Here is a 26,509-nt window from a genome sequence, read left to right on the forward strand (position 1 = left end):
GACGAAGGATAACCGTTGCCATCCGGTCTAGTGGAGCATGAAAAGCTGGAGACGGTCTTTCACGTGAGTGCGATCACGTACTGCGAGAGGTCAATGCTCCTGTGATGAGGCCTGGCGCTCTTACAAGGCATCGTCGCCATTGTTGCCGGTGGCGTACGACATGGCCTCGGCGTACTTGCCGGCTTCGCACAGCAGCCACTCGCGGAACGTGCGCAGGCCTGCGTGATCCTTCGCATGCTCGGGGTACACCAGGAAATACGCTTCGGGGATCTGCTGATAGCGGTTGCCCAGCACCTTGAGCAGGCCAGCCTCGATCAGCGGGCGCGCCATGACCATGCGCCCCAATGCCACGCCCATGCCTTCCAGCGCGCCGCGCTGCAGGGCATCGGTGTTGTCGAAGTGAGCCACGTACCGGGGCGGCAGCTCGCCGGTGCTTTGCGCAAACCAGTCGCGCCAGCGGTCACCGGGATCGCCAAGCAGTGGCCAACGACCGAGATCGTTAGGGTCCACTTCGCTCATGCGTTCCAGCAAGGCGGGTGATGCCACCGGTGCAATCCATTCGCCGAACAGGCGCTCGGTGATCAATCCCGGCCATGGGCCGCGACCATAGCGTACGGCGGCATCCACGGGCTCGCGCTCGAAGTTGACCAGTTCCACGCTGGACTGCAGGTTGAGTTGCAGCTCGGGGTGAGCCGCCACCAATCGCGCCAGGCGCGGCACTAGCCAGCTGGACATGACGCCGGGAATGGCGCTCAACGTCAGCACATCGTCGCGGCGACAACGAAAGCCCGCCATGGCGCGATCGATGCCATCGAAGTGGTGCCCCACCGCCTCCAGCAAGCGGCGCCCTTCAACGGTGAGCTGCACGCCGCGCGGGCCGCGCTCGAACAACTTGCGCTCCAGCCGCTGCTCCAACTGCCGCACCTGATGGCTGAGCGCGCTCACCGTGAGGTTGGCCTGTTCGGCAGCGCGCGACAGGTTGCCGAGCCGGGCCACCTGGACAAACTGTTGGAGAAGATCCAGCGAGACGCGCGCCATCTTGAATATCCCTCAAGGCTGGCTTGCGAATATATCGCTTTTTCGCCATCCGCGATGGCTCTAACTTGAGCAAACGCTCAAACAATGGCACGACGGGAGGATGTCATGAGCTCGCTCTTCACCAACCTGCTGTTCTTGCATGGCCACATTACGGACCCGGAACTGGCCCGTCGGCTGGCAGATACGCCGACACCCAAGCCACGCCCCACTGGCAAGCGCGAACGCACGCCCAATGTGACGGCCACGGCTCGCAAGGGTCTGGCACCGCCCAAGCTCGCCCACGACGGTTGCGGCTGACAGGAGGCGCCGGCCTCAACAGCCGGCGCCTTGCGTTAGAGCTTTCCGGTGGTGAGCTGCACATTGACGGCGGTGCCGACGGCGTCCGAGGAAGAACCTTCGGCAACGCTGTACTCACCACCTCGTACCACCCAACCATGCTTCGCAACATCGAAGTCGGCCAACAGGCGCGGCTCCAGCGGAATGGTCAACGTGCGGTGTTCACCGGGCTTGAGGAACACCTTTGAATAGCCAGCAAGCCGGGCTGCCTTGGCACCGGGTACGCGCACATAGACCTGCGCCACCTCGGCACCGGCGTGCGTCCCTGTGTTGGCGACATCGACCGTGGCCTTCAACTGGTAGCCGTTGGCGTCGACCTTTAGCGGGCCGTGGGTGAACTGCGTGTACGACAGGCCGTAGCCAAACGGGAACAGCGGTTTGATGCCCTTGGACTGATACCACCGATAACCCACGTTGGCGCCTTCGATGGTGTAGTCCACCGCATCGGGCGGCGTGCCACCGGCCGCTGCGGGAAGATCCTTGCGCGGCAGCTGGGAGAGATCCGCCGGCCAACTCACCGGCAGGCGGCCCGAGGGATTCACCTTGCCGGAAAGCAGGTTCGCGATGGCCTTGCCGCCGTCGCCACCCGGATACCACGTCTCCAGCACCGCGCCGACCTGATCGAGCCACGGCATGGCCACGGGGCCGCCGTTCTCCAGTACCACGATGGTGCGCGGATTGGCCTTGGCCACGGCGTCGACCAGTGCATCCTGGTTGTCGGGCAGCGACATATCCGGTGAATCGAGCGATTCGGTCTGCCACTTCTGCACGAACACCACGGCAACCTGCGACTTCGCGGCGAGCGCAGCGGCAGCCGCCACGTCGTTGCCTTCGGCGAACTGCACGTTAGCCTTGGGCGCCGCATCACGCAGCGCCTTGAGCGGCGCGTACGGGTGATACATCACCGGCCCCGGCCACGTCGTGGGCGCGATGCCAGGCACAGCGTTGCCGCCCATCGCAGTGACCACCGAGGAACCACCGCCAGCGAGCACACCCTTGTCGGCATGCGCGCCGATCACGGCAATGGACTGCAGCTTGTTGAGATCCAACGGCAAGGTGTCGTGCTCGTTACGCAACAGCACGGCGCCCGACTCCAGCGTTTCGCGCGCTACTTTCAGGTTGACCTGCGAATCGATGGGCGCCTTGCCGGCGGGATACTGGAACACGCCCACCGCGAACATGCTGCGCAGAATGCGCTCGACCATGTCGTCGATGCGCGACTGCTTCACCTCGCCCTTGGCCAGCGCCGCGCGCAGCGGCGCGTCGAAGTACAGTTCCTTGTCGAACACCTCGCCGGCCGACTCCTGGTCGAGGCCGGCGTTCACTGCTTTCGCCGCACTGTGTGCACCGCCCCAGTCGGACATCACAAAACCGGGATACTTCCAGTCGCGCTTGAGCACCTGATTCATCAGGTAGTCGTTCTCGCAGGCCCAGTCGCCGTTGACCTTGTTGTACGAGCACATCACCGAACCGGGCTTGCCATGTTCAATGGCCAGCTCGAATGCAAGCAGGTCTGACTCCCGCATCGCCTGCTCGCCGATCTGCACGTTGATAGTGTTGCGACCCGTCTCCTGATTATTCAACGCGAAATGCTTGATGGTGGAGATGACGTGCTGGTCCTGGATGCCCTTGATGGCTTCGCCGACGAGGGTGCCGGCAAGCAGGGGATCTTCGCCCGCATACTCGAAGTTGCGCCCGTTTCGCGGCTCGCGCGTGAGGTTGATGCCGCCGGCAAGCAGCACGTTGAAACCCTTGCTGTGCGCTTCGCTGCCGATCATGGCGCCGCCACGATAGGCAACCTTCGGATCCCAGCTTGCTGCCGTCACTGGCCCGGCAGGCAGCGGTGTGGCGTGGTCGCCGGGGCGCATGCGGCTGGAACTGGCTACACCAAGACCTGCATCGCTTTCTTCCAGCGCGGGAATACCGAGCCGATCAATCGGCGCGATGTAACCGGCCGAAGCGATCGCCCCTTTAGGAAACGGTTTGTCAGCCGGACGATCCGGCCCAGCGTAATAACTGTGGAGAAGCTGGAACTTCTCGTCCTGCGTGAGCTGTGCGAGCAGCAGCTTTGCGCGCGCATCGGGCGACAGCGTGGTGTCGTTCCATGGGCGGGTCAGCGTCTGCGCCGTAACCATACCGGCGCTCGTGCACAAACCCATCACAATGGCGCCCGTCAAAACCGCGCGCCGCAGTGTTGCTGCCTTGCTCTTCATCCGCCTTCCTCCAGTGTCGGCGCGGCTACGCACGGGCCTCACATGGGCGGCGCGTATACTCGCTCAGGTCCCCGAGTATGCACCAACCCCCTATTCCCTACATTGAATGCGGAGCACATCCATGCAACTGCGCCCCCTGGGTCGATCCTCGCTTTCCGTCGCGCCACTCGCCTTCGGCGGCAACGTCTTTGGCTGGAGTGCAGACGAGCAACGCTCGTTCGAACTGCTCGACGCCTTCGTCGACGCGGGCTTCAACCTGATCGACACCGCGGACGTTTATTCGGCCTGGGTGCCGGGCAACCGCGGTGGCGAATCGGAAACGATCATCGGCAAGTGGCTCAAGCGCAGCGGCAAACGCGACAAGGTGGTGATCGCCACCAAAGTGGCGAAGTGGGCCGAACATCCCGGCCTGTCGCCCATGAATATCAACCAGGCGGTGGAAGGCTCGCTCAAGCGCCTGCAAACCGACTACATCGACCTTTACCAATCACATGAAGACGATGCGACGGTGCCCTTGCACGAAACACTCGGCACATTCGGCAAGCTGATCGAACAGGGCAAGGTGCGTGTGATCGGCGCCTCCAACTACGTCGCCGACCGCTTTGCCGAAGCACTGAAGATTTCCGCCGAATACCACCTGCCTCGTTACGAGACGCTACAGCCGGAATACAACCTGGTCAGCCGCAAGGGTTACGAAAAGGAACTGGAACCGCTGGTCGTCGCGGAGAACGTGAGCGTAATCAACTACTACGCGCTCGCCAGCGGCTTCCTCAGCGGCAAGTACCGCAGCGAAGCCGACTTTGCCAAGAGCGCCGCGCGCGGCGGCGCGGTGCAGAAGTACCTCAACCCGCATGGCCTTGGCGTGCTTGCTGCACTGGATAAGGTCGCTGCGGCCCACGGCGCTACGCCCGCTCAGGTCGCGCTGGCGTGGCTGATTGCACGTCCCAGTGTCACGGCACCGATCGCGAGCGCCACGAGCGTTCCGCAGCTCAAGGAGCTACTGAAGGGTGTGGAGTTGCAATTGAGCAAGGAAGAGATTGCAGCGCTGGACCAGGCAAGCGCGTAATCACCCATAAGGTGCGCCCCAACAAACGGGGCGCATCTTTACGGTTGCGTTGTGGCCTGACCCTCGGCGTCGCTGCCATCCGGCGCCTCCACTTGATAGCCCTGCGCCTTCAGGCGAGCGATCAATCCCTTCGGCGACAGCACGTCTTCCATCGGCAACATAGCGAAGGTCTGCGTGTTGGTATTGAGCGCCTTGTCCGCCTCGGCAACCCACATCGCCTCCGCCTTCTGTCGCACGTCGCTGAAACCCAACTGCTTGGCAAAACCGGCTTCGGTCACCGCCGACAGGCAGGCTTCGCGCTGGTCGTTCATCGGCAGGCTGCGCAGCAAATCGATGTCGCCGGTCGCCCAGGCATTTGCGCGCTCGGTGATGTGCCCCATATCGCGCTCCACGGTGTCGAGCGTGCGGCCAAAGCACTCGCGATCGTCCATCGGCGAGGACTTGAAGGTCTTCACCGCACTGCGCGGCTCTTCCACCAGCATGGTGTAACGCACGGTGTTGAAGTTGATGTTGTGCTTCTTGGCTAGATTACGCACGGTGTCCTTCACGCCACCGGACGAGGTCAGGCCGTAGCGCTTGATCGCCTTGTCGTACAGCTCCACCGCGGCGAAGATCGGCCGCCAGTTCTCGATACCGCTGTCGTTGCCGATGTATTGCTTCTTCAACACCAGCCAGCGCGCGTAGTCGGCAGTTGGCACCATCTGCTGCAGCGTCTGGCCGTCGGGATTCTTGCGCGCGCCCACCAGCGAGGGCAGCAAGAACAGCTTGCCGAAGAAATTGGTCTTGGGCTTGAGCTGGATCGAGGGCGGGCCCAGCACCTCCTGCGAACCGGCAATGGTCTGCTCGATTTCGTCGGTCTTCCACTGGATCTTGTCGGGCAGCGGCGAAAGCGTACCGAGCACCCACATCACGTGGTCGCCCTTGCTCACCCTCCACAGTCCTGGCCCGGGTTGCACGCCACTGACGGTGACCGCATCCAGATTGACGGCTGCGGACGTCGACGCGGGTGCGGGTGCACCAGACGTCTGTGCGAAAACAGGTGCGCTTGCCGCGAGAACAAGTGCAGCGGCTAACAGCGGTGCACGCATGCGTAGCTCCAGTAACGGGAATGTTCGAGAAATGAATTATCCGACAGGGTCATAACACCAACCCGGGGTGGCCAGATCGGCATTCATGCGCCCCTTAAGCTGCCTGGGGCGCCCTGCCTCAGAAAGTGACAGCTGTCAGAGCCAAAAGTTGATAACCGACCCTGCAGCAGGGGTTGCGTCACGTTCAGTCTATGGCCTACCGACCCAGCCATGGATGACCGACTATGAAGACTACCGCGCGAAACGCCTTGATTGTCGCCACCCTCTTCCTGGCCGCCGGGGGCCTGTTTGCCAGCCATGCGCATGCCGATGCCTCGCCGGCACGCCAGCCCGCGGCACTGCAGGCCGATGGACTGGTCTGGGAGACCTTCCAGAGCGGCGACTACGCGAAGATCCAGGCCAGCCTGGAAGCAAGCACTGCCGCTTACCTGCGCAACCCCAACGATGCGGTCACCGCCGCCCACGTGGGCTGGCTGCACATGTGGCGGCTGTCGGAGCGCAGCCGGCTCGATCGAACGCCGGCCAGCATCACCGATGATGCCGTGCTGGCGCGCAAGTATTTCCAAAAGGCTGTGGACTTGGCGCCGGATGACGCCCGCTTTCGAGGGTTCCTGGCCAGCGCGATGCTGGCCGAGGCGCAGATCGATCGCGATGCCGCACTGCGCGAGCAAGGTACGGTGATCATGCAGCAAGCCGTCAAAGACTGGCCGGCCTTCAATCTCTTCACCGCGGGTTATGTGGCAAGCAACCAACCGGCTGACAGCGACGGCTTCAAGCGCGCGCTGGACCAGCAGTGGCAGAACCTGGAGGTGTGCGCACACACCACGCTCGACCATCACGGCGCCAACCTGGATCAACTCTCCAACGTCATGTTCAAGGCGAGCACCGGCTCACGCGATGCGCGGGCCTGCCTCAACTCATCCATTGCCCCACACAACGAAGAAGGTTTTCTGCTCAACATGGGCGACATGCTCACCAAATCCGGCGACTGGCAGACCGCGCAAAAGGTGTACGCCCTGGCCAAGCGCTCGCCGGACTATGCGAGCTGGCCGTACCGCGACGTGCTGGAGCAGCGCATCCACGATGCGCAGGCCAATGTCGCAGCATTCAATGCGGCACTCACGCCAGGTCAAAAGCCAGCCACGCCGATGATGCTGTCAAGCAGCTACTCGTGCATGGCCTGTCATCAACACTGAGCAATTCAGGCTGCCTGCCTGACGAAATGGTAGGCACCAGAATGAAAGAAGGCCGCTTTCGCGGCCTTCTTTTGATACACCGATAAACAGGCGATCAGCCCAGCGACGACAACGCGTCGTTGAAGGTCTTGCTCGGGCGCATGGCCTGGGTGATGAGGTCCGTGCTCGGGTGGTAGTAGCCCTTGATATCAACCGCCTTGCCCTGCGCACCGTTCAGTTCGCCGACAATCTTGGCTTCGTTCTCAGTGAGCAGTTTCGCGATCGACTCGAACTTCGCCTTGAGCTTGGCGTCGTCGTTCTGCGCGGCGAGTGCCTGCGCCCAGTACATGGCGAGGTAGAAGTGGCTGCCGCGATTGTCGAGCTCACCAACCTTGCGCGCCGGCGACTTGTTGTTGTCGAGGATCTTGCCGTTGGCTTCGTCCAGCGTCTTGGCCAGCACGCGAGCATCGGCGTTGTCGTAGCGGTTGGCGAGGTGCTCTAACGATGCGGCAATGGCGAGGTATTCGCCCAGCGAATCCCAGCGCAGGTAGTCCTCTTCCAGGAACTGCTGCACGTGCTTGGGCGCCGAACCGCCCGCACCGGTTTCGAACAAGCCACCACCGGCCATCAGCGGCACGATGGAGAGCATCTTCGCGCTGGTGCCGAGCTCCATGATCGGGAACAGGTCGGTGAGGTAGTCACGCAGCACGTTGCCGGTGACCGAGATGGTGTCCTGGCCCTTCCGGATGCGCTCCAGCGAGAACGTGGTGGCATCCACCGGCGAAAGCACACGAATGTCCAAGCCGGACAGGTCGTGGTCCTTCAGGTAGCGCTCGACCTTCTTGATCACCTGCGCGTCGTGCGCGCGGTTGATATCGAGCCAGAACACGGCCGGCGTGTTGGACAGGCGAGCACGCGTGACGGCGAGCTTCACCCAATCCTGGATCGGCGCGTCCTTGGTCTGGCACATGCGCCAGATGTCGCCGGTTTCCACCGGCTGCTCCAGCAGCACCTTGCCGGACTCGTCGATGACTTTGACCACGCCGTCGCCAGCGATCTGGAAGGTCTTGTCGTGCGAGCCGTACTCTTCGGCGGCCTGCGCCATCAGGCCCACGTTGGGCACGCTGCCCATGGTCGCCGGATCGAACGCGCCATGTGCTTTGCAGTCTTCGATGACGGCCTGGTACACGCCCGCGTAGCTGCGATCGGGGATCACCGCCTTGGTGTCCTCGAGCTTGCCTTCAGCGTTCCACATCTTGCCGGAGTCGCGGATCATCGCCGGCATGGAGGCGTCGATGATGACGTCGCTCGGCACGTGCAGGTTGGTGATGCCCTTGTCGGAATTGACCATGGCCAGCGCCGGGCGCTTGGCGTACTCCGCCGAGATATCGGCGAGGATTGCATCCTGCGTGGCCTGCGGCAGCTGGCCGAGGCGCGCATAGAGGTCACCGATGCCGTTGTTCGGCTCGAAGCCCACACTCTTGAGTGCGTCGGCGTGCTTGGTCAGCACATCCTTATAGAACTCGTTGACCGCGAAACCAAACATGATGGGGTCGGAGACCTTCATCATGGTGGCCTTCAGATGCAGCGAGAACAGGATGCCCTGGCTCTTCGCCTCAGCGATCTGTGCGTCGATGAAGCTGGTCAGCGCTTTCTTGCTCATCACAGCGGCGTCGATGATCTCGCCGTCCTTCAGCGCGGTCTTTTCCTTCAGCACCTTGCTGGTGCCGTCCTTGCCGAACCACTCGATCTTCACGGTGGTGGCCTTGTCGACCACGGTGGACTTCTCGCTACCGTAGAAGTCGCCGCCGTCCATGTGGGCGACGTGCGTCCGCGAATCCTTGGACCACGCGCCCATCTTGTGCGGATGCTTGCGTGCGTAGTTCTTCACCGAAAGCGGCGCGCGGCGGTCAGAATTGCCCTCGCGCAGCACGGGGTTCACGGCACTGCCCTTGACCTTGTCGTAGCGCGCCTTGACGTTCCACTCGCTGACGTCCTTCGGGTCTTCCGGGTAATCCGGCAGCGCGTAACCCTGCGACTGCAGTTCCTTGATCGCGCTCTTGAGCTGCGGCATCGAGGCACTGATGTTGGGGAGCTTGATGATGTTGGCATCCGGCGTGGTCGCCAGCTGGCCAAGTTCCGTCAAGTCGTCGGCGATCTTCTGGTTGTCCGGCAGGATGTCCGGGAACTGGGCAATGATGCGACCGGCCAGCGAGATGTCGCGCGTCTCGACAGCGATACCAGCGGTGCTGGTGAACGCCTTGATGATGGGCAGCAGCGAATGCGTGGCGAGGTACGGCGCTTCGTCCGTAAGCGTGTAAATGATCTTCGGCGTGTTCGACATTGTCTGCTATGACCTCGCTGGCTACGGCATTACCAAGGGGAAGGTGCGACGCGCAGACAGGGCCACGCACGGACGCACCAAACGTCCGGAGCCGACCGACATGGGGGCGAAACGGGCGGACGAAAGCCCCTTATTGTCGCGATTTCGGGCGAAGCACGAAAGCGCGGACCGGAACAATGCGCAAGGGTATGGTTCGGCAGGCTTTTTTCAGGAGCGCAGCTGCGCTCCTGAAAGGGATAGCAGTCGCTCAGACGTTCTCGCCCGCGGGCAGGCGCCGCGGCTGACGGAACCTGGCGCGCCATGCGCTGAAACGATCGGCCAGGCACGAGAAGATCACGTAGAGCGCCGGGGTGCTGAGCAGGGTCAGGCTTTGGGAGATCAGCAGGCCGCCAATCAACGCAATACCCAGTGGGCGACGCAGGTCCGAACCTTCGCCCAGGCCGATGGCGATGGGCACGGCGGCGAGAATCGCCACCATGGTGGTCATCATGATCGGGCGGAAGCGCACCATGCTTGCCTCGTAGGCGGCATCGGAGGCGCTGAGCCCGTGCTCGCGACGCGACACCAGCGCGAAGTCGATCATCATGATCGCGTTCTTCTTGACGATGCCGATGAGTAATACCAACGCGATCTGCGCGATCACCGACAGTTCGGTATCGGTGATCCACAGCGCCATCAGCGCACCGACGCCTGCCGCTGGCAAAGTGGAAAGAATCGTCACCGGATGGATCAGGCTCTCGTACAGCATGCCGAGGACAATGTAGACAACCACGATAGCGCCGAGCAGCAGCCACAACATGCCGCTCTGTGATTGCTGGAAGCGGCGGAAATCACCACCGATGTTGATGCGGATGTCGCCCGGAAGACGCATCTGCGAACCGGTCGCCTGGATGATCTGCAGCGCTTCGCCCATGCTCACGCCCGGCGCGAGGTTGAAGCTCATGCTCATCACGGTGTACTGGTTTTCGTGCGAGATCTGCGTGGGTGCCAGCCCCGCTTCCTGATGCGCGAAGGCGGTGAGCGGCACCATCTTGCCGCTATTGCTGGCCACGTAAATCGCATCGATGGCGGCTGGCGTTGCCGTCTGGTTCGGCAGCGCGTTGACCACCACCTTGTACTGGTTGAGGTCGGAATAGATGGTGCTGATCTGGCGCTGGCCGAACGCGTTGTACAGCGCGCCGTCGATGGTGCCGATGCCTACGTTGAGGCGCGCGGCCTTGTCGCGGTCAATCACGATATTCTGCTGCAAGCCGGCGTCGTCGACATCGCTGCCCACGTCCTTGAGCTTGGGGTTCTTTTTCAGTTCGGCAACCAGTTTGGGCAGCCACAGGGTCAGCTCTTCGGGATCATCGCCCTGCAGCGACACCTGATACTGCGCACCCTGGCTGGTGCCGCCGCCACCGCCGAAACTCGGCAGATCCTGGATGGGACGCAGGCGCACGTTGAGGTCGGGATAGCGCGCGGCCTTGGCGCTCAGTCGCGCGAGCACGGCGAATGTGTCGTCCGTGCGGCCCTGTGCATGTGTCTTCAGTTCGATATCGAACGTGCCTGATGCACCCTGGCGGCTGGTGCCCAGGCGCGAACCCACGCGGGCGACGTCGTGATCCTTCAGCAACATATTGATCAGGCGCTGCTGACGTTCGACCGCATCCTGGAACGACACCGTCGCACCGGAGGTCGCGCGGCCACGAATCAGGCCGGTGTCCTGCGGCGGGAACAGACCCGTTTTCACCTGACCGAACAGGAGCACGGTGATGCCAATCAACACCAACGGCGTCAGCGAGAATACGAGCGCGTGTTTCAGCGAGAACTTCAGGCACTTCGAATAGACACCCAGCATGCCCGCCTGGAATTTCTCCAGGGCGATACCAACGCGCGTGGTCGGCTTGTCCTGATCGTGGCTGCTCAGGAACTGGCCGCACAGCGAGGTGGTGAGCGTGAGCGAAACGAACGCCGAGACGATGATCGCGGCCACCAGCGTGATGGTGAATTCCTTGAAGAACAGGCCCGTGATGCCGCCCATGAACAGGAGTGGCAAGAACACGGCAACCAGCGAGGCGGTAATCGACACGATAGTGAAGCCGATCTCCTTCGCGCCGGCCAGCGCCGCCTCCATGCGCGTCATACCCTGGTCGATGTGCCGGACGATGTTCTCGATCACCACGATGGCATCGTCCACGACGAAGCCGATGGCGATGACCAGCGCCAGCAGAGTCAGGTTGTTGAGGGTGAAGCCGAGGATGTACATCACCATCGCGGCGCCAGCCAGCGACAACGGCACGGCGGCGGTGGCGATCAAGGTGGGTGCCAGACGGCGCAGAAACAACGCCATCGTGAGCATCACCATGACCAGGCTGATCAGCAACGTCGCCTGCACTTCATGTAGCGATGCGCGAATGGTCGGCGTACCGTCGAAGTACGGCGTGAGCGTGGTGCCGGGCTGCAGGTAGCTGCGCAACAGCGGCACGGCGTCCTTCACGCGATCCACGGTGCCGATGATGTTGGCGTTGGACTGGCGATAGACGTACATCAAAATCGCCGGCTTACCCTGGAACCACGCTGCCTGATACGCGTCCTGCAGGCCGTCGTACACCTTGGCGACATCCGACAGGCGCACGGGAACACCATTGTTCGACGCGATAACCAGGTCCGCGAAATCCGCCGCCGTATGCAGCGAATCGTTGGCCGTCACCGCCATGGTCGTTTTACCGTCCGACAGGAAACCCTGAGGCGAGGTGACGTTGGCAGCAGTGAGCGCGTTGCGCAGCTGGTCGGGCGACAGACCCAGCGCATTGAGCTGACGCAGGTTTACATCAACGCGAACGGCCGGTGTCGCCGCGCCGAGGATGTCCACTTCCGACACGCCGTCGAGCTGACGGATGCGCTGCGCGAGCAGCGAATCGGCGATGTCATACAGCTCACGCGCCGACTGCGTTTCGGAGGTCAACGCGAAGGCGATGATCGGATCGTCGTTTGGATTGGCTTTCTGGTAACTCGGCGGCGCGTTGAGGCCACTCGGCAAGTCGGACTGCGCCGCATTGATGGCGGCCTGCACGTCGCGCGCGGCGGAATCCAGATTCCGCCCCGTCTCGAACATCAGGAATACCTGCGTGCTGCCCAGTGAACTGGACGAACGCATGGTGTCGATGCCCGGCACCTGGCCCAAGTGCCGCTCCAGCGGCGCGGCCACGGTGGAGGCCATGGTGCTTGCGCTGGCGCCGGCCTGGCTGGCCTGCACAAAGATCACCGGGAATTGCATGTTCGGCAGCGCCGCCACGCCCAGCAGTGCGTAGCAGATCAGACCCACCACAAACACGCCCATGGCAAGCAGCGAGGTGCCGATCGGGCGGCGGATGAAGGGGCCGGAGATGTTCATGCCGTCAGGAAACCAGAAACAACGCGCCAGGCGCGAGGGTGTTCAGAGAAGCCGCGCACCGCGTCAGGGCGCACGCACGAAGAAACGTATATACCGCACATTGACTGCAGAACGCATGACTGAAGATTTGGTTGATAGTTTCTTGCGCTTGCGGGGCAGCTCGACTTTCCGCACTGCCATTCCCGCGAAGGCGGAAATGGCAGTGCGGGGCATGGGTGCTCACGGTACGGTGGCGGCCCTTAGGTGTCCCTTAGACATCCAGCACTTAGACGTCTAAATGCGGACCAGCCCAAGCGACCTCAGTTTTGCCTCCAGCACCTCGACGGAATCCCACGGCAGGATGGGCGAATTGGCGCGCTCGTCGGGCGGATTCTGCAGCAGTCCATCCGACCAGCCACCGCAACCGGTCAGCGGCAACAGCGGCCGATGATGAAGCCAGGCCAGGCACACTTCGGAAATGGTGCCGGCGCGCCCACCGATCACGAGGCAGGCATCGCCGGCCAGCGCCATCAACAGATTGCGTGCATCGCCCATGCCGCACGGAATCACCACGGTCGCCGGCCAGTCGACGGCCGGCATGGTGCCGCTCGGGATGATGCTGACGACCAGGCCGCCCGCATCGATCGCACTTTGCGCCGCATGCCGCGTGGCAGGGCTGCCGCAACCGCTCACCAGCGTGATGCCTGCGCGCGCCAGCAAGGCACCGGCTTGCCCCGCCAGTTCGTACGCCTTCGAGCCCGGCTCCGCGCTGCCGAGCACGCAAACCTGGGGTTTCCTTGTCATGTCCATGTCGATCCTTGTGTCGAGCCCGGATAACGCCAAAAGGGGCGCGCCATGATGGCCGCGCCCCCTTGGGTGGTCTTATTGCTTGGCCCGGTGCATACCGGGCCGGTCGAGCGTCATCACACTGCGCCGCGCGTCTGTGCCTGCTCGAGCGCGCGGCGTTCGCGACGCTCGCGCAGCCAGTCGGAGAAGCGCTCCATGTAGAGGTAGATCACCGGCGTGGTGTACAGCGTCACCAACTGCGACAACAGCAGGCCGCCGACGATAGATACACCCAGCGGACGGCGCAGCTCCGCGCCAATGCCGTTGCCCAATGCCAGCGGCAAGGCACCGAGCATGGCGGCCGCGGTGGTCATCATGATCGGGCGGAAGCGCAGCAGACACGCACGACGGATCGCCTCGTGCGGCTTCATGCCCTCGCGCTGCGCCTCGATCGCGAAGTCGATCATCATGATCGCGTTCTTCTTCACGATACCGATCAGCAACACGATACCCACGATGCCATCCACCGACAGACTCATGCCGCACAGGAGCAGTGCCAGCAAGGCACCCACACCGGCCGGCGGCAGGGTCGAGATGATGGTCAACGGGTGGATGTAGCTCTCGTACAGCACGCCCAGCACGATGTAGATCACCACGATGGAGGCGACCAGCAACAGCACTTCATTGGTCAGCGAGGTGGAGAACTCCGCCGCCTTGCCGATGAACTGGCCACGCACCTGCGGCGGGAAGTCCAACTGCTGCTCCACCTCGTGGATCGCATCAACCGCCTCGGACAGTGAGTAGCCCTGCGCGAGGTTGAACGAGATGGTCACGGCCGGCAGCTGCTGCTGATGGCTGACCACCAGCGGCGCAGTGGTGACCTCGGCCGTCGCCAGCGAGGCCAGCGGAATGGTGCCGCCAGCACCGACGATCACGCCGATGTTGGCCACGCCCAGGCCGGTGCTGGTCGACGAGTTGCTCGACGCCACCTGACCAAATGCCGTGGCATTGCTGCCCGTCAATGCGCCGCTGCCGTTGCTCTTTACCGTGAGCTGGTTGAGCAACGCGGTGCTGGTGCGGAACTGCGGCGCCACTTCCAGCACCACGCGGTACTGGTTGAGCTGGGTGAAGATGGTCGAGATCTGGCGCTGGCCGAACGAGTCGTACAGCGTGTCGTCGATGGTCTGCACCGGCACGCCGAGACGGCTGGCCTTTTCGCGGTCGATGGTGAGCTTGAGCGAGGTGCCCTGGTCGGCAAGGTTGTTGTCGACGTCGGCCAGTTCCTTGCGCTCGCGCAGCGCCTGCGTCATCCGCGTGGCGTAGTTGGAAAGCTCCGCCGCGTTCACGTCAGACATCGAGTACTGGTACTCGGTGGCGGACACGCGGCTGTCCAGCGTCACATCCTGCACGGGCTTCAGATACAGAGCCACGCCTGGAATGCCGGCAGCTTCCCTCTGCAAGCGGGCCACCACGTCGTCAAGGCTGTCGCGGTCACCGCGATCCTTCAGCACGATGCTGAGCTGACCCTGGTTGAGCGTCGGGTTGATCGAGCCTGCGCCGATAAAGGCCGCTACACCGGTCACCGCCTTGTCACGGCGCAACGCATCGGCCACGGCCTTGGTGCGCTGTTCCATCTGCGGGAAGGCGACGTTCTGATCGGCTTGCACGACACCGGTGATCAGGCCCGTGTCCTGCTCGGGTAGCAGGCCCTTGGGGATCACGATGTAGAGGAACACGGTGAGCACGACGGTGGCGCCCGCGATCAGGATGGTCAGCCTCTGGTGGCCGAGCACCCAGTCCAGCGAACTCTCGTACACATTGACCAGACGCGACCACCAGGTCTTCTTGCCGGCGGCGGCATGGCGCTCGTGCGCATCGTCGCCTTCCGGCAGTGCGTCGGGCTTGAGCAGGTAGGCGCACATCATCGGTGTCAGCGTCAGCGACACCAGCATGGAGATGGCCACCGCGATGGTGAGCACCCACGCAAATTCGTGGAACAGGCGACCGGTAACGCCCGGCATCAGCAACAGCGGCAGGAACACCGCGATCAGCGACACGGTCAGCGACAGCACGGTGAAGCCGATTTCCTTCGCGCCGATCTCTGCCGCTTCTTTGCCTTCCTTGCCCTGCTCGATATAGCGCACGATGTTTTCGATCATCACGATCGCATCGTCCACCACGAAACCGGTGGCCACGGTAAGCGCCATCAGCGAGAGGTTGTCCAGCGACATGCCGGTGAAGGCCATGACGCCGAACGTACCCATCAGCGACAGCGGCACCGCCACTGACGGAATGATGGTGGCCCACAGGCGGCGCAGGAACACGAAGATCACCGCCACCACCAGGAAGATGGTGAGGATCAGCGTGAACTGCACGTCCTCCACCGAGGCGCGGATGGTGATGGTGCGGTCAGCGAAGACGTCCAGATGCACGTCCGCCGGCAGCACAGCTTGCAACTGCGGCAGGATCGCGCGGATCTGCTGCACGGTCTGCACGATGTTGGCGCCCGGCTGGCGACGGACGTCGAGCAGCACGGCGGGCTTGCCGTTCGCCCATGCAGCGAGCTGGTCGTTCTCTACCCCATCCACCACGGCGGCGACGTCGGACAGACGCACCGGCGCGTTGTTCTTGTACGCGATGATGGTGTCTTTGTACTCAGCCGCGGTCGCCAACTGATCGTTGGTGCCGATGCTGTAGGACTGCGTGGCGCCGTTGAGCGTGCCCTTGGGCGCGTTCACGTTGGCCTCGGTGAGCGAACTGCGCACGTCTTCCATCGTCAGGCCAAGATTGGCGAGCTGCGACGGATTCACCTGCACACGCACGGCCGGGCGCACGTTGCCAGCGATGGACACCAGACCCACGCCCTGCACCTGCGAGAGCTTCTGCGCGAGGATCGAGTCAGCGTAGTTGTTCACCTCACGCAGCGGCAGGCTCTCTGACGTGAGCTTGAGCGTCATGATCGGCGCGTCGGCCGGGTTCACGCGGTTATAGACCGGCGGATACGGCAGCGTCTGGGGCAACGTGCCACGCGCCTGATTGATGGCCGCCTGTACGTCCTGCGCCGCAATGTCGATGTCACGATCCATCGCGAACTGCAGCACGATGGTCGAGAGACCCGCCGACGAGTCGGAGGTCATCATGCTCAGGCCGGAGATCTGGCCCAGGTTGCGCTCCAGCGGCGTGGTAACCAGTGACGCCATGGTCGAGGCGCTGGCGCCCGGATACTGCGTAGTCACGACCAGACTGGGTGCGTCGATCTCGGGGAGCGCCGACACCGGCAGCTCGCGGTAACCGAGGATACCGAGCAGCAGCACCGCCACCATCAAGAGCGAGGTGGCGATGGGTCGGCGAATGAAGAGTGTGGAGAAGCCCATAAGTTTGCCGTCAATGAGTGGCTGTCAGCTTGCTCGCGCAATGCGTTGTCGGGGTGGCGGCGACGGCACGCGGCGCGTCCTTGCCCTGCCACCGGCAGCGGAAGCCCTCGGCCCCCGCTGCCTTGTTCCCTTGCGCCCGCTTAGCCGCCGCGGCGACCGCCGCCGCCCTGCTGCTTGGCATTCTTCTTGGCCTTGTCCATCTCGGCCGTCGTCGGCGCTGCCGGCACTTCGCCCGGCTTGAGCGCCTTGACCTTGCTGCCCGGCTTGAGGCGGAACTGGCCTTCCGTCACCACCTGATCGTTGAGCGCCAGGCCCGAGGTGATCATGACGTGGCTGTCGCCCACCTCATTGGCCACCTTCACCGGCTGCATCTTGACCGTCTGGTCCTGCTGCAGCAGGTACACGTAGTCGCCGTCCGGACCGCGCTGCACCGCCTGCGCCGGGATCACCAGACCGCCCGACACCGTACGCACCTTCAGGCGCACGTTGACGAACTGGCCTGGCCACAGGTCAGCCTTGGTGTTCTGGAACACCGAGCGCAGCTTGAACGTGCCGGTGGTGGTGTCGATCTGGTTGTCGATCACATTGAGCTGGCCGTCGTCGGCAATGGTGTGCGCATCGGCGCGGTCCAGCGCCAGCACTTCCAGCGGGTCGCCGTTGCCCGATGCGGAGCGGACTGCTTCCAGGTTCTGCTCTGGCAGGTTGAACATCACGTAGATCGGGTGGATCTGGGTCAGCGTGACCAGATTGGTCGTCGTGATGACCACATTGCCCGGGTCGACCTGGCGAATGCCGGCTACGCCGTCGATCGGCGAAATGATGCGGGTAAAGTCCAGGTTGACCTTGGCCGCGCGCACCGCTGCCTTATCGGCCGTCACGCTGGCGATCAGGTTGGCCACGTTGTTGCGGTAGGTGTCCATGTCCAACTGGGCCACGTAGCCCTTGGCCACCAGTGCGTCGTTGCGCTTGAGCGTGCTCTGCGCGGTGGAGAGCTGCGCTTCGTCCATCTGTTGCTTGCCCACGGCCTGGTCGTAGGCAGCCTGGAACGGACGCGGGTCGATCTGCGCCAGCAGGTCGCCCTTCTTCACTTCCTGGCCTTCCTTGAAATTGATGCTGAGCATCTGGCCGCCGATCTGCGGATTCACGGTGACCGTGTTGAGCGCCTGCACGGTGCCCAGCGCGGTGAGATACACCGGCACATCCTGCTTGACCACGGGCTCGACCGTCACCGGCACGGGTGCGGCATCCTTGTCCTGACCGGCGGCATCGCCCTGGCCTTGTCCCTTGTGCTGACCACCGTGCTGCCCCTGCGCGCCTTCCTCGGCAGCAGGCTTATGCAGCAAACGGAAGCCGATGCCTCCCACCACGATCACGGCCACAACGATCAGCGCGATCTTCCAAAAACGCGACATGAAAAACTCCCAGAATGAAAGACAGGCCACCCGACCCCACCGGTGCGCTCCGCGCGCCTGACCTATGTGTCGTATGAAAGGATAGGGTCAGTTCAACGGCAATAGACAATGCCAGTTGACATGGGTGCCCTATGACCGATGGCAGGGTTTTGACAGCTTATCGCGTCAAAATGAAGAAACTTGCATGAAACCAGAGCCCCCTTAGAGCCTGTTTATAGTCTCCGCGTGGCCCGCGCCGGGAGCTGTTTGCGCGCAGGACAAGGAAGAGAGAAGGAGTGTACGTCCGTACACGACTGAGTGATGACGCCGGCCTGTGGGCAAACAGACCCGGCCCGACGGGTTGCTCTTGAGTGGCCAGCCAACGACAGCCCGCAGCTTGACCTGCCCACCAGGCAGGCGCTGCGCCACGAGCCGCCGCTGGCTGACCACTCAAGAGCAACGCGGGCTACGCGGAGACTATAAACAGGCTCTTAGGTACGACTTAGGCGCGACACGACGCCGCCGGCACCCGACTGAAACTTGCCGCGGCCTTCGTCTATACTCGACCAATTGTTGTCTGAACCAAAGCTAATCCGGCCATCTGGCTGTCCTTTGATCTGTCCATTGAATTGGAGTCATTGCGTGAGCGGTTCCCTGACGAAATCCGACCAGAGCTTCATGCGCAGCTTTTCCCTGCTGATCCTGGGCTTGTCTGTACTGACTCTGCTGCTGATCGGCGGCGCGTGGTTGATCTACGACCATGAGCCGAAAGAAGTAAATCCGCAAACCGCCGCCCAAACCGAAGCGCGCATTGCGCCAGCCGGCGCTGTCTACGCGGGCGACACGGGCCGCGCCGCCATGCAGGCCGCGCAGGACGCCGCCACCAAGGCCGCCGCCGCGCAGGTTGCCTACGGTGGCAGCACCGACGGCAAGACCATTTACGACAACCTCTGCCACAGCTGCCACACCGCTGGCATCGCTGGCGCGCCGAAGCTGGGCGACAAGTCCAGCTGGGGTCCGCGCATCGCTGAGGGCCTCGACACGCTGGTCAAGCATGCGACGGATGGCTACAAGGGGCCGGATGGCAACATGATGCCGGCCAAGGGTGGTAATCCGGCGCTGACGGATGATCAGGTGAAGGCCGCGGTGCACTGGATTGTGGATCAGGCGAAGTAAGTCTTCGCTTTCGGGAGTTTCGGATGACGCCGCCTTTGGGCGGCGTTTTCTTTTGGGGCCCTGGGGATGGCGCCGCTTGCTTTTGCTCCCTCGCCCCTTTGGGGAGAGGGTTGGGGTGAGGGGACGTTCTTGCCCCACTACCGCAAAAGAACCGTCACCCCTGCGCAGGCAGGGGTCCAGTGACTTTGCGCTCGGTTGTCGCGCTACGGCGAACTGGCTCGCCTGCCGCGGGCTTCCGACCTCCTGCCGGAGGCCGGGTCACTTTCTCTTGCTTGCCCAAGAGAAAGTAACCAAAGAGAAGGGCACCCCCACTTGGCGCTGGCCGGTGAAGCCGGCCAGTTCGTGAGGGGGCCCGAAGGTCAAAGGCGAAAACTGACGGCTCGAGGCTCTTGATCTACCGGGTCCACGTATGAGGCGGCGGGCGGGTGGAGAAAAGGCCCCGCAGGGGTGGCTGGCATGGATGCCAGCCACTTTTCGCCGGGGCAGGAGCCCCGTCGAAAAGCCCGGAACCCGACCGCGTACCTATCGGGCTTCAGCCCGATAGGCGCCTCATCCGGGGGGCCCTTTCTTTGGGTTACTTTTCTTTGGGCAAACAAAGAAAAGTGACCCGGACTGCGGCAGCAGTTCGGAAACCCGCGGCAGGCGAGCCAGGTCGTCGTAACGCAACAACTAAGCGATACAGAAACTGGATGAAAACCCGCGCCGAGGTGGGAAACGAAATGGTGAGGCTAGATTGACCCCTCACCCCAACCCTCTCCCCGGAGGGGCGAGGGAGCCAAGAGCTCACGCTAGAGCAACCTCATGCCCAAGCCCTCCTAGCCGGCACCACCACCCCCACTGTCACCACCAACAACACCACCAACGACCACGGCAACATCACCACACCCGCTGTCTTCAGCAGCACCCCACCCACCACACCACCACCGGCAATCGCCAGATTCCACCCCACCACCACCAATGACTGACCAAGGTCCTGCTGGTCACCGGCACGCCGCGCAACCGCCGTCTGAATCAACGTCGCGGCGCCGCCAAACCCCAGTCCCCACACCAATACCGCCCCTACGAGCACCGCCGACGAATACGGCCACACCGCCATCGCCAGCGCGGCGAGCAGGAACAGGCCGGTGCCAATGGCCATCAGCGGCCGCATCCAACGGTCAATCAGCGCACCGGTGATGACGATGCTCACCACCGATGCCACGCCGAACAGCAGCAGCAGCCGGTCCAACGATGCCTGCGCGCCGGACAGCGCGGCGAACGGGGCGATATAGGTGTAAAGCACGTTGTGCGCGAGCACGGCGAGCAGCATCACCAGATACACCGGCAGCAGGCCGGGTAATGCCACCACGTCGCGCAACCTGCCTTGGGTCTGTGGTGGCAGGCCCGGTACTGGCGGCAAGGTGGCGCGTGCCCAGGCCACCAGCACCAGGCTCAGCAACGACATCAGGCCGAAGACCCAGCGCCAGCCGATCAACTGCGATAGCCAGGTACCGACGGGAATGCCGATGGTCATCGCCAGCGGCGTACCCAGCATCGCCACGGCAATGGCTCGGCCTTGCTGATGCGGCGCCACCATGCGGCTGGCGTAACCGGCCACCAGTGACCACAGCAGGCCTGCAGCCACACCCGCGAAGAAGCGAGTGACCATCATCAAGGCGTACGACTGCGACCACGCCATCGCGCTGTTGACCAACGCAAAGCCAATCAGCGCCGCGAGCAGCAACGGTCGGCGCGGCAAGTGGCTGGTGAACTTGACTACGGGAATCGCTGTGAGCATCGAGCCCACGGCGTAGATGGTGGTGAGCTGGCCGACCAGCGCCTCGCTGATCCGTAGATCGTGGCTCATGGCCGGCAACAGGCCGGCCACGACGCACTCGGTAAGCACCGTGATGAAGGCACCGCAGGCCAGCGCGAGCAGACCAAGCAGCGGGAGGCGTGCGGGGGTGGGAAGGCAGGCGTCGCGTGGCAACGCCTCCTCGACGGGATTCATAGCGTCCCCTCCAGCGCGCCATAGACGGCGTCGCGCAACTCGGTGACGAAGGCGCCAGACATGCCTTCGTAAAGGGTGTTGGTGAAGGCCACGACGCTCAACTCCCGCGCCGGATCGACGAACCAGCTATGCCCATAGGCGCCGCCCCAGCGCCAACTGCCGGCTGCCTCCGGCGTGCCGGTAGCAGCGGCATCGCGCAGCACTGAGAAGCCCAGGCCGAAACCCCAGCCCGGCGCATCTTCCGGCCCGCGTTCGCCCGTGTGGTTGCGTGCCATCTGCGCTACCCAGGCGTGATCGAGGATGGGCCCACCGCCCTGGCGCAGCACTTCCAGCAAACGCATCAGGTCATCGGCGGTGCCCACCATGCCAGCCCCGCCCGAGGCAAAGGCGCTGCCATCCAACGCGCGCTCAGGGCTGTAGATGATGCCCGCCACATCCGGGAACGGCGGGACAATCTCGCCCTCGCCGAGCTCGTGTGGTGCCGGCTCGTCGTTGACGTACGGCGTGGCCAGGCGCGCGGGAGTGAGCGCATGGAAGTCGGTATCAGCCATGCCCAGCGCCCCGGTGACGGTATCGCGGACGATCTCGTCCAGCGGCTTGCCCGTTGCCGCCTCCAGCACACCACCGGCCACATCGATGCCCAGCGAGTAAAACCACCCTTCGCCCGGCGCGAACTGCAACGGCACCGTGGCGATGCGGCGCAGGTTCTCCGCCAAGGTAATGCCGCTGGCGTCCATGCCGTCCGACACGCCGGCCTGCGCGTACGGGCCGCTCGCATCGGATTCGAGGAAGCGGTAGCCGAGGCCAGACTGGTGGCTCAGCAGTTGGCGCAGGGTGATATCCGGCGCGCTGCCGTCGGCCAGGCGCGGTTGAAAGTCCGGTACCCAGCGGGTCACCGGAATATCCAGATCCACCACGCCGCGGCCGGCGAGCACCATCGCCGCCGTGGTGACGATGGGTTTGCTGACCGAAGCAAGGCGGAACAGCGTGTCGGTGCGCATCGGCCGGCGGTTCTCCCGATCCGCCCAGCCAGCGCTGCGCCGATACAGCTCGCGGCCGCGATGCTGGACCAGCACGACCGCGCCCACCAGCCGCTGCTGGTCGATGGCGAGGTTGATAACCGCATCGATCGGACCGGTGGCGGAAACCGGCTCAAGAGCAAGGCTCTGGCTCGATGTCATGGGGGGCGTTCCTTCCTGGGAATGGGGACCGCTACGTTAGATACCGCGCATCCACGGAAAAAGACGGGTAGAGTTCGTGGCTTTACGGACCTGGAGTTCCGCAATCCATGAACGTGGACAGCCTGGGCCTGCTGCAGACCTTCGCGCAGGTCGCCGACAACCTGAGCTTTGTGGAAACCGGCCGCCTGCAGGGCGTCTCGGCCTCGGCCGTGGGTAAGGCCGTCTCGCGGCTGGAAGGGCAGTTGGGCGTGCGCCTATTCCACCGCAGCACGCGCAGCATCGCGCTGACGGCAGAGGGACAACAGTTCTTGGCGCGCAGCCGGCGCATTCTGGGTGAATTGGAACTGGCCGAAGCGGAGCTGCACAGCCAGTTCGCTGAACCCCGCGGCTCCCTGCGGGTGAGCCTGCCGCTGGTCAGCGGCCTGGTGCTGCCGGTGCTCTCGGACTTCATGGAAGCCTATCCGCACGTGCGGCTGGACCTGGATTTCGACGATCGTCTCGTCGATGTCATCGAAGAAGGTTTCGATGCCGTGCTGCGCGTTGGCGTGCCGAGCGACTCGCGCCTCATCGCCCGGCGCGTCGGCACATTCCGGCGACTACTGGTCGCGTCGCCTGAATACCTGGCACGCCGGGGTACGCCGACCATCCCTTCTGACCTGGCGCAACACGACTGTCTGCATTACCGCTTCCCCACCAGCGGCAAGCTGGAGGCGTGGCCGGTGCCTCCAGAGGTCGAGGTGCCCATCGCCATGGTGTGCAACGACGTGGATACCCGCGTCTGCTTCGCCATGCGCGGGCGCGGCATTGCCTACGTGCCGGAACACGCGGTGCGCAAGGCGCTGGCGTCAGGCGAACTGGTGCCTGTATTGGACGAATACGCCCAGGTGTGCGGCACGTTCTACCTGTTGTGGCCATCAGGGCGGCACATGCTGCCCAAGCTGCGCGCGTTCGTGGATTACGTGGGCGAACGACTGCTGTGCGACAAGCTCTGCGGCTAGTTCGCCTCAATCCATTGCGCGGCGAACTGCTTCAGTTCGGGAAAGAATGTCTCGAACGTCGCCTGCAGCGGCCGGTCCAGCCCCACTAGCACGGGCAACGCCTCCCCCACGGGGTTGGCTCGCCGCAAGCGATGGGAGATGCCATCGAACGCCGCGCCCATTTCCTCCGGTCGCGCATAGCCTGCCGGCAGCGCATGCGCGTCCATGTAGTGACGGAAGCGCAACAAGCCAGGCGGCAACAGTGACTCGTGACGATAGAGCAGTTCGCGCACGCCCGCCGAATAGGCGTCCAACGATTGATCACTCCAACGCGGGAAATCGCGCGCGAGCAAATGGTCGAACCACATGTCCAACAGGATGCCGCCGTAGCGGCGATACGGTGCCGGCAGCAGTGTGCGTGCCTCCGCCACTACGGGATGACTGTCGGTGTAAACGTCGATCGCGCGATGCAGGCGTATACCGGCGATCAGCCTCGCCGGGAGCGCCGGATCGGGCTGACCGTGGACGAAATCGCCCATCAAGCCGCCCAGCCGCAGCAGCTCGTCGTCACCCGCCAGCAATGTATGCGCAAGATGATTCATCGCCGTCCGCCCGAACGTCCGGGGCACATGGCGGTTATCATCGTGTTTATGAACCCCGTCATGATCCCTACCCAACCCGACCGTTTTCCTGAGCAGGCTGCCAGCTTCGCGCTGGAAGGGCCCGCGGGCAAGCTCGAAGCTGTGAGCGACGTGGCCGTGCCCGAAGAGGCACGCCGCGGCACCGCCATCATCTGCCATCCGCACCCGCTGCAGGGCGGCACCATGCACAACAAAGTGGTGACGATGGTGGAGCGCTCGCTGCGCGAGTCGGGGCTGGATACCGTCCGGTTCAATTTCCGCGGTACTGGCGAGTCAGAAGGCACATACGACCACGGCAACGGCGAAGGCGACGACCTCGCCGCCGTAGCCGCCTGGGTGCGCCGACTGCGCCCGAACGACGCGCTGTGGCTGGCGGGCTTCTCGTTTGGCAGCTATGTGTCGATCCGCAATGCGGTGCGCTTGCGTGCCGATGCGTTGATCAGCATCGCGCCCCCGGCCGGCCGCTGGCCGTTCGAAGACATCCAACTGCCCACCTGCCCCTGGCTGGTGGTGCAGGGCGAGGAAGACGAAGTGGTCGACCCGCAGGCCGTGTTCGACTGGATCGACGGCATGGACCAAAAACCCGAACTGGTGCGCATGCCGGAAACCAGCCACTTCTTCCACCGCCGCCTGATGGATCTGCGCGGCGCCATCAAGCACGCCGTGCAGCCGTGGCTGCCGCCGCTGCGTCAGGATTGATGCCCTACCCTCCCCCCGTTCGATGCTCCGCGTCGCCACGGAGCATCCGAAGAGTCCGCCGTACCCATGAGTAACTCCGTCCCGCTCGCGCCCAGTGCGCGTTATCACGAAGGCGTCAGCGCGCACCGCTGGGAAGCCGACCCCGCACAGCAAGCGCTGCTGCCTGAATTCGACCGCATGCATGCCGAACTCATCGCGGCAGCCGCCAGCGGTAACGGCAGCGGCCTGTTTGGCCGTCTGAAATCGCTGCTCGGCAACGACACGCGCGAAGGCGTGCAGGGCCTGTACCTATGGGGCAGCGTGGGTCGCGGCAAGACCTTCCTGATGGACATGTTCGTGGCAAGTCTGCCGCAGGGCATGGCGCTGCGCCGGCACTACCACCGCTTTATGGGCGAGGTGCAGGAGCAATTGCGCGAACTTGGCGAGCGACAGGATCCGCTGATCGAAGTCGCCACTAACATCGCCTCGCGCTGTCGCGTGTTGTGCCTGGACGAGTTCCTGGTGAACGATATCGGCGACGCGATGATCCTGGGCACGCTGCTGCAGTCGCTGTTCGAGCGCGGTGTGGCACTGGTGACGACCTCGAACACCGCACCAGAAAACCTCTACAAAGACGGCCTGCAGCGCGCCCGCTTCCTGCCGGCCATCGCGCTGATCGAAAAGCACTGCCGCGTGGTGCAGATGATCTCCTCGCACGACTGGCGCCTGCGCGCGCTCACGCAAGCGGCGGTATACCAGACCCCACCGGGCCCGGAAGCCGAGCGCGCCCTCTCCCGCATTTTCACCACGCAGGCTGAAGGCACGGTGCAGGATGGTGGCGACATCATCGTCAACGACCGCCCCATTCCCGTGCGCAAGCGCGCGCGCAATATCCTGTGGTTCGATTTCGCCGCGTTGTGCGAAGGCCCACGCGCTGTGTCCGACTACATCGAGTTGGCTAAGGCTGGCCCCGCTGTGATTGTTTCCAATGTTCCGCAGTTCACCGTTTACACCGACGATGCGGCGCGGCGCTTCGTGCTGTTGGTGGATGAGTTTTACGACCGCAAAGTGAAGTTGATCTTGTCCGCTGCTGCGCCGATTACGGAGTTGTATGACGGTGAGCGGCTGCGTGCGGAGTTTGGTCGTACGGAGTCGCGGTTGATCGAGATGCAGAGTGAGGAGTATCTCGCGAGTGAGCATTTGTCGTAGTTGAGGGGTGCTGTTACGCGTCCTCGAAGCCTCGGCTCTGCTCCCTCGCCCCTTCGGGGGGAGGGTTGGGGTGAGGGGTGGGTGCTCGCCTTATCGTTTCGATGAAACGGTCATCCCTGCGAAGGCAGGGATCCAGTGACTTTGCGTTTGGTTGTCGCGCTACGGCGATCTGGCCGCCTACGCGGCGAGCGTTTCGACCTCCTGCCGGAGGCCGAGTCACTTTTCTTTGCTTGCCCAAAGAAAAGTAACCCAAAGAAAGGGCACCCCCACTTGGCGCTGGCCGATGAAGCCGGCCAGTTCGTGAGGGGCGGCCGGGCTTTTCGCCAGGGCATCCTGCCCTGGCGAAAAGGGATCGGCATCCATGCCGATCCCCCTGCGGGCCTGATCGTCCACCCCTCACCGCCGCACAGGGGGCCGGTACATCAAAAGCGAGAGCGCACGGCTCGTGCAGCAGAGCTGCACATTGCGTCGATGCGGATGCGTCGATGCGG

General features: G+C 63.8%; 19 protein-coding genes. 7 read left to right on the top strand and 12 right to left on the bottom strand.

The genetic code is table 11. The features are described 5' to 3' along the window. Nucleotides 1-120 precede the first annotated feature (120 nt). Nucleotides 121-1,038 carry a LysR substrate-binding domain-containing protein gene (locus DyAD56_RS12595; protein ID WP_102303108.1) on the bottom strand — a complete coding sequence of 306 codons (918 nt, stop codon included), beginning with the start codon at nucleotides 1,036-1,038 and terminating at the stop codon, nucleotides 121-123. Between the two features lie 105 nt (nucleotides 1,039-1,143). Here DyAD56_RS12595 and DyAD56_RS12600 point away from each other — a divergent pair, with 105 nt between their 5' ends. Then, complete coding sequence (locus DyAD56_RS12600) at nucleotides 1,144-1,335, top strand: hypothetical protein (RefSeq protein WP_102303109.1); 192 nt, start codon at nucleotides 1,144-1,146, stop codon at nucleotides 1,333-1,335. 35 nt (nucleotides 1,336-1,370) lie between these two features. Here the strand turns inward: DyAD56_RS12600 and DyAD56_RS12605 are convergent, their stop codons facing one another. Further along, nucleotides 1,371-3,533 (bottom strand): glycoside hydrolase family 3 C-terminal domain-containing protein, encoded by a 2,163-nt coding sequence (locus tag DyAD56_RS12605; RefSeq protein WP_233202405.1) that lies wholly within the window; start codon nucleotides 3,531-3,533, stop codon nucleotides 1,371-1,373. A gap of 175 nt (nucleotides 3,534-3,708) precedes the next feature. On the opposite strand from DyAD56_RS12605, the gene DyAD56_RS12610 reads away from it, so the two are divergent. Continuing rightward, the gene (locus tag DyAD56_RS12610) at nucleotides 3,709-4,653 is read left to right on the top strand and encodes an aldo/keto reductase (RefSeq protein WP_102303111.1); all 945 of its coding nucleotides are present in this window, start codon (nucleotides 3,709-3,711) and stop codon (nucleotides 4,651-4,653) included. A gap of 38 nt (nucleotides 4,654-4,691) precedes the next feature. Here DyAD56_RS12610 and DyAD56_RS12615 read toward each other — a convergent pair whose 3' ends face one another. Continuing rightward, the gene (locus DyAD56_RS12615; RefSeq protein WP_102303112.1) at nucleotides 4,692-5,741 is read right to left on the bottom strand and encodes a TraB/GumN family protein; all 1,050 of its coding nucleotides are present in this window, start codon (nucleotides 5,739-5,741) and stop codon (nucleotides 4,692-4,694) included. 224 nt (nucleotides 5,742-5,965) lie between these two features. On the opposite strand from DyAD56_RS12615, the gene DyAD56_RS12620 reads away from it, so the two are divergent. Continuing rightward, entirely contained in the window at nucleotides 5,966-6,937 is a 972-nt protein-coding gene (locus DyAD56_RS12620; protein WP_102303113.1) for a hypothetical protein, read from the top strand. 94 nt (nucleotides 6,938-7,031) lie between these two features. Here DyAD56_RS12620 and DyAD56_RS12625 read toward each other — a convergent pair whose 3' ends face one another. From DyAD56_RS12625 to DyAD56_RS12650, 5 genes are all read right to left on the bottom strand, one after another. Next, the gene (locus tag DyAD56_RS12625; RefSeq protein WP_102303114.1) at nucleotides 7,032-9,260 is read right to left on the bottom strand and encodes an NADP-dependent isocitrate dehydrogenase; all 2,229 of its coding nucleotides are present in this window, start codon (nucleotides 9,258-9,260) and stop codon (nucleotides 7,032-7,034) included. A 247-nt stretch (nucleotides 9,261-9,507) separates the two neighbouring features. Further along, on the bottom strand, nucleotides 9,508-12,636 hold the full coding sequence (locus DyAD56_RS12630) for an efflux RND transporter permease subunit (protein ID WP_102303115.1): 3,129 nt from the start codon (nucleotides 12,634-12,636) through the stop codon (nucleotides 9,508-9,510). Between the two features lie 273 nt (nucleotides 12,637-12,909). Beyond that, nucleotides 12,910-13,419, bottom strand: a complete 510-nt coding sequence (locus tag DyAD56_RS12640) for a Rossmann fold nucleotide-binding protein (protein ID WP_158241326.1) — start codon at nucleotides 13,417-13,419, stop codon at nucleotides 12,910-12,912. Nucleotides 13,420-13,538: 119 nt separating this feature from the next. Further along, nucleotides 13,539-16,775, bottom strand: coding sequence for an efflux RND transporter permease subunit (locus tag DyAD56_RS12645; protein ID WP_102303118.1), 3,237 nt, complete (start codon nucleotides 16,773-16,775; stop codon nucleotides 13,539-13,541). A 140-nt stretch (nucleotides 16,776-16,915) separates the two neighbouring features. Then, nucleotides 16,916-18,187: an efflux RND transporter periplasmic adaptor subunit gene (locus DyAD56_RS12650; protein WP_102303119.1), complete on the bottom strand. Its 1,272-nt coding sequence runs from the start codon at nucleotides 18,185-18,187 to the stop codon at nucleotides 16,916-16,918. Nucleotides 18,188-18,844: 657 nt separating this feature from the next. Between DyAD56_RS12650 and DyAD56_RS12655 the strand changes: the two genes are divergently transcribed. Next, nucleotides 18,845-19,342: a c-type cytochrome gene (locus DyAD56_RS12655; protein ID WP_199178959.1), complete on the top strand. Its 498-nt coding sequence runs from the start codon at nucleotides 18,845-18,847 to the stop codon at nucleotides 19,340-19,342. Nucleotides 19,343-20,141: 799 nt separating this feature from the next. Here DyAD56_RS12655 and DyAD56_RS12660 read toward each other — a convergent pair. Then, on the bottom strand, nucleotides 20,142-21,332 hold the full coding sequence (locus DyAD56_RS12660; RefSeq protein ID WP_102303121.1) for an MFS transporter: 1,191 nt from the start codon (nucleotides 21,330-21,332) through the stop codon (nucleotides 20,142-20,144). After that, nucleotides 21,329-22,513: a serine hydrolase domain-containing protein gene (locus DyAD56_RS12665; RefSeq protein ID WP_102303122.1), complete on the bottom strand. Its 1,185-nt coding sequence runs from the start codon at nucleotides 22,511-22,513 to the stop codon at nucleotides 21,329-21,331. The genes DyAD56_RS12660 and DyAD56_RS12665 overlap by 4 nt, the downstream gene beginning before the upstream one ends. Nucleotides 22,514-22,620: 107 nt before the next feature. On the opposite strand from DyAD56_RS12665, the gene DyAD56_RS12670 reads away from it, so the two are divergent. Then, nucleotides 22,621-23,511, top strand: a complete 891-nt coding sequence (locus DyAD56_RS12670) for a LysR family transcriptional regulator (protein ID WP_102303123.1) — start codon at nucleotides 22,621-22,623, stop codon at nucleotides 23,509-23,511. Here DyAD56_RS12670 and DyAD56_RS12675 read toward each other — a convergent pair. Continuing rightward, nucleotides 23,508-24,092: an ACP phosphodiesterase gene (locus tag DyAD56_RS12675; RefSeq protein ID WP_102303124.1), complete on the bottom strand. Its 585-nt coding sequence runs from the start codon at nucleotides 24,090-24,092 to the stop codon at nucleotides 23,508-23,510. The genes DyAD56_RS12670 and DyAD56_RS12675 overlap by 4 nt on opposite strands. A gap of 48 nt (nucleotides 24,093-24,140) precedes the next feature. Here DyAD56_RS12675 and DyAD56_RS12680 point away from each other — a divergent pair, with 48 nt between their 5' ends. Both DyAD56_RS12680 and zapE read left to right on the top strand, forming a co-directional pair. Then, complete coding sequence (locus DyAD56_RS12680; RefSeq protein ID WP_102303139.1) at nucleotides 24,141-24,830, top strand: alpha/beta family hydrolase; 690 nt, start codon at nucleotides 24,141-24,143, stop codon at nucleotides 24,828-24,830. Between the two features lie 66 nt (nucleotides 24,831-24,896). Then, nucleotides 24,897-26,018 carry a cell division protein ZapE gene (gene zapE / locus DyAD56_RS12685; RefSeq protein WP_102303125.1) on the top strand — a complete coding sequence of 374 codons (1,122 nt, stop codon included), beginning with the start codon at nucleotides 24,897-24,899 and terminating at the stop codon, nucleotides 26,016-26,018. Nucleotides 26,019-26,234: 216 nt separating this feature from the next. On the opposite strand, the gene DyAD56_RS23905 is transcribed toward zapE, so the two are convergent. Then, the gene (locus DyAD56_RS23905; protein WP_158241327.1) at nucleotides 26,235-26,381 is read right to left on the bottom strand and encodes a hypothetical protein; all 147 of its coding nucleotides are present in this window, start codon (nucleotides 26,379-26,381) and stop codon (nucleotides 26,235-26,237) included. Nucleotides 26,382-26,509: the final 128 nt, after the last annotated feature.

The sequence above is a fragment of the Dyella sp. AD56 genome (assembly GCF_002878475.1).
In the GTDB taxonomy this organism is placed as follows: domain Bacteria; phylum Pseudomonadota; class Gammaproteobacteria; order Xanthomonadales; family Rhodanobacteraceae; genus Dyella.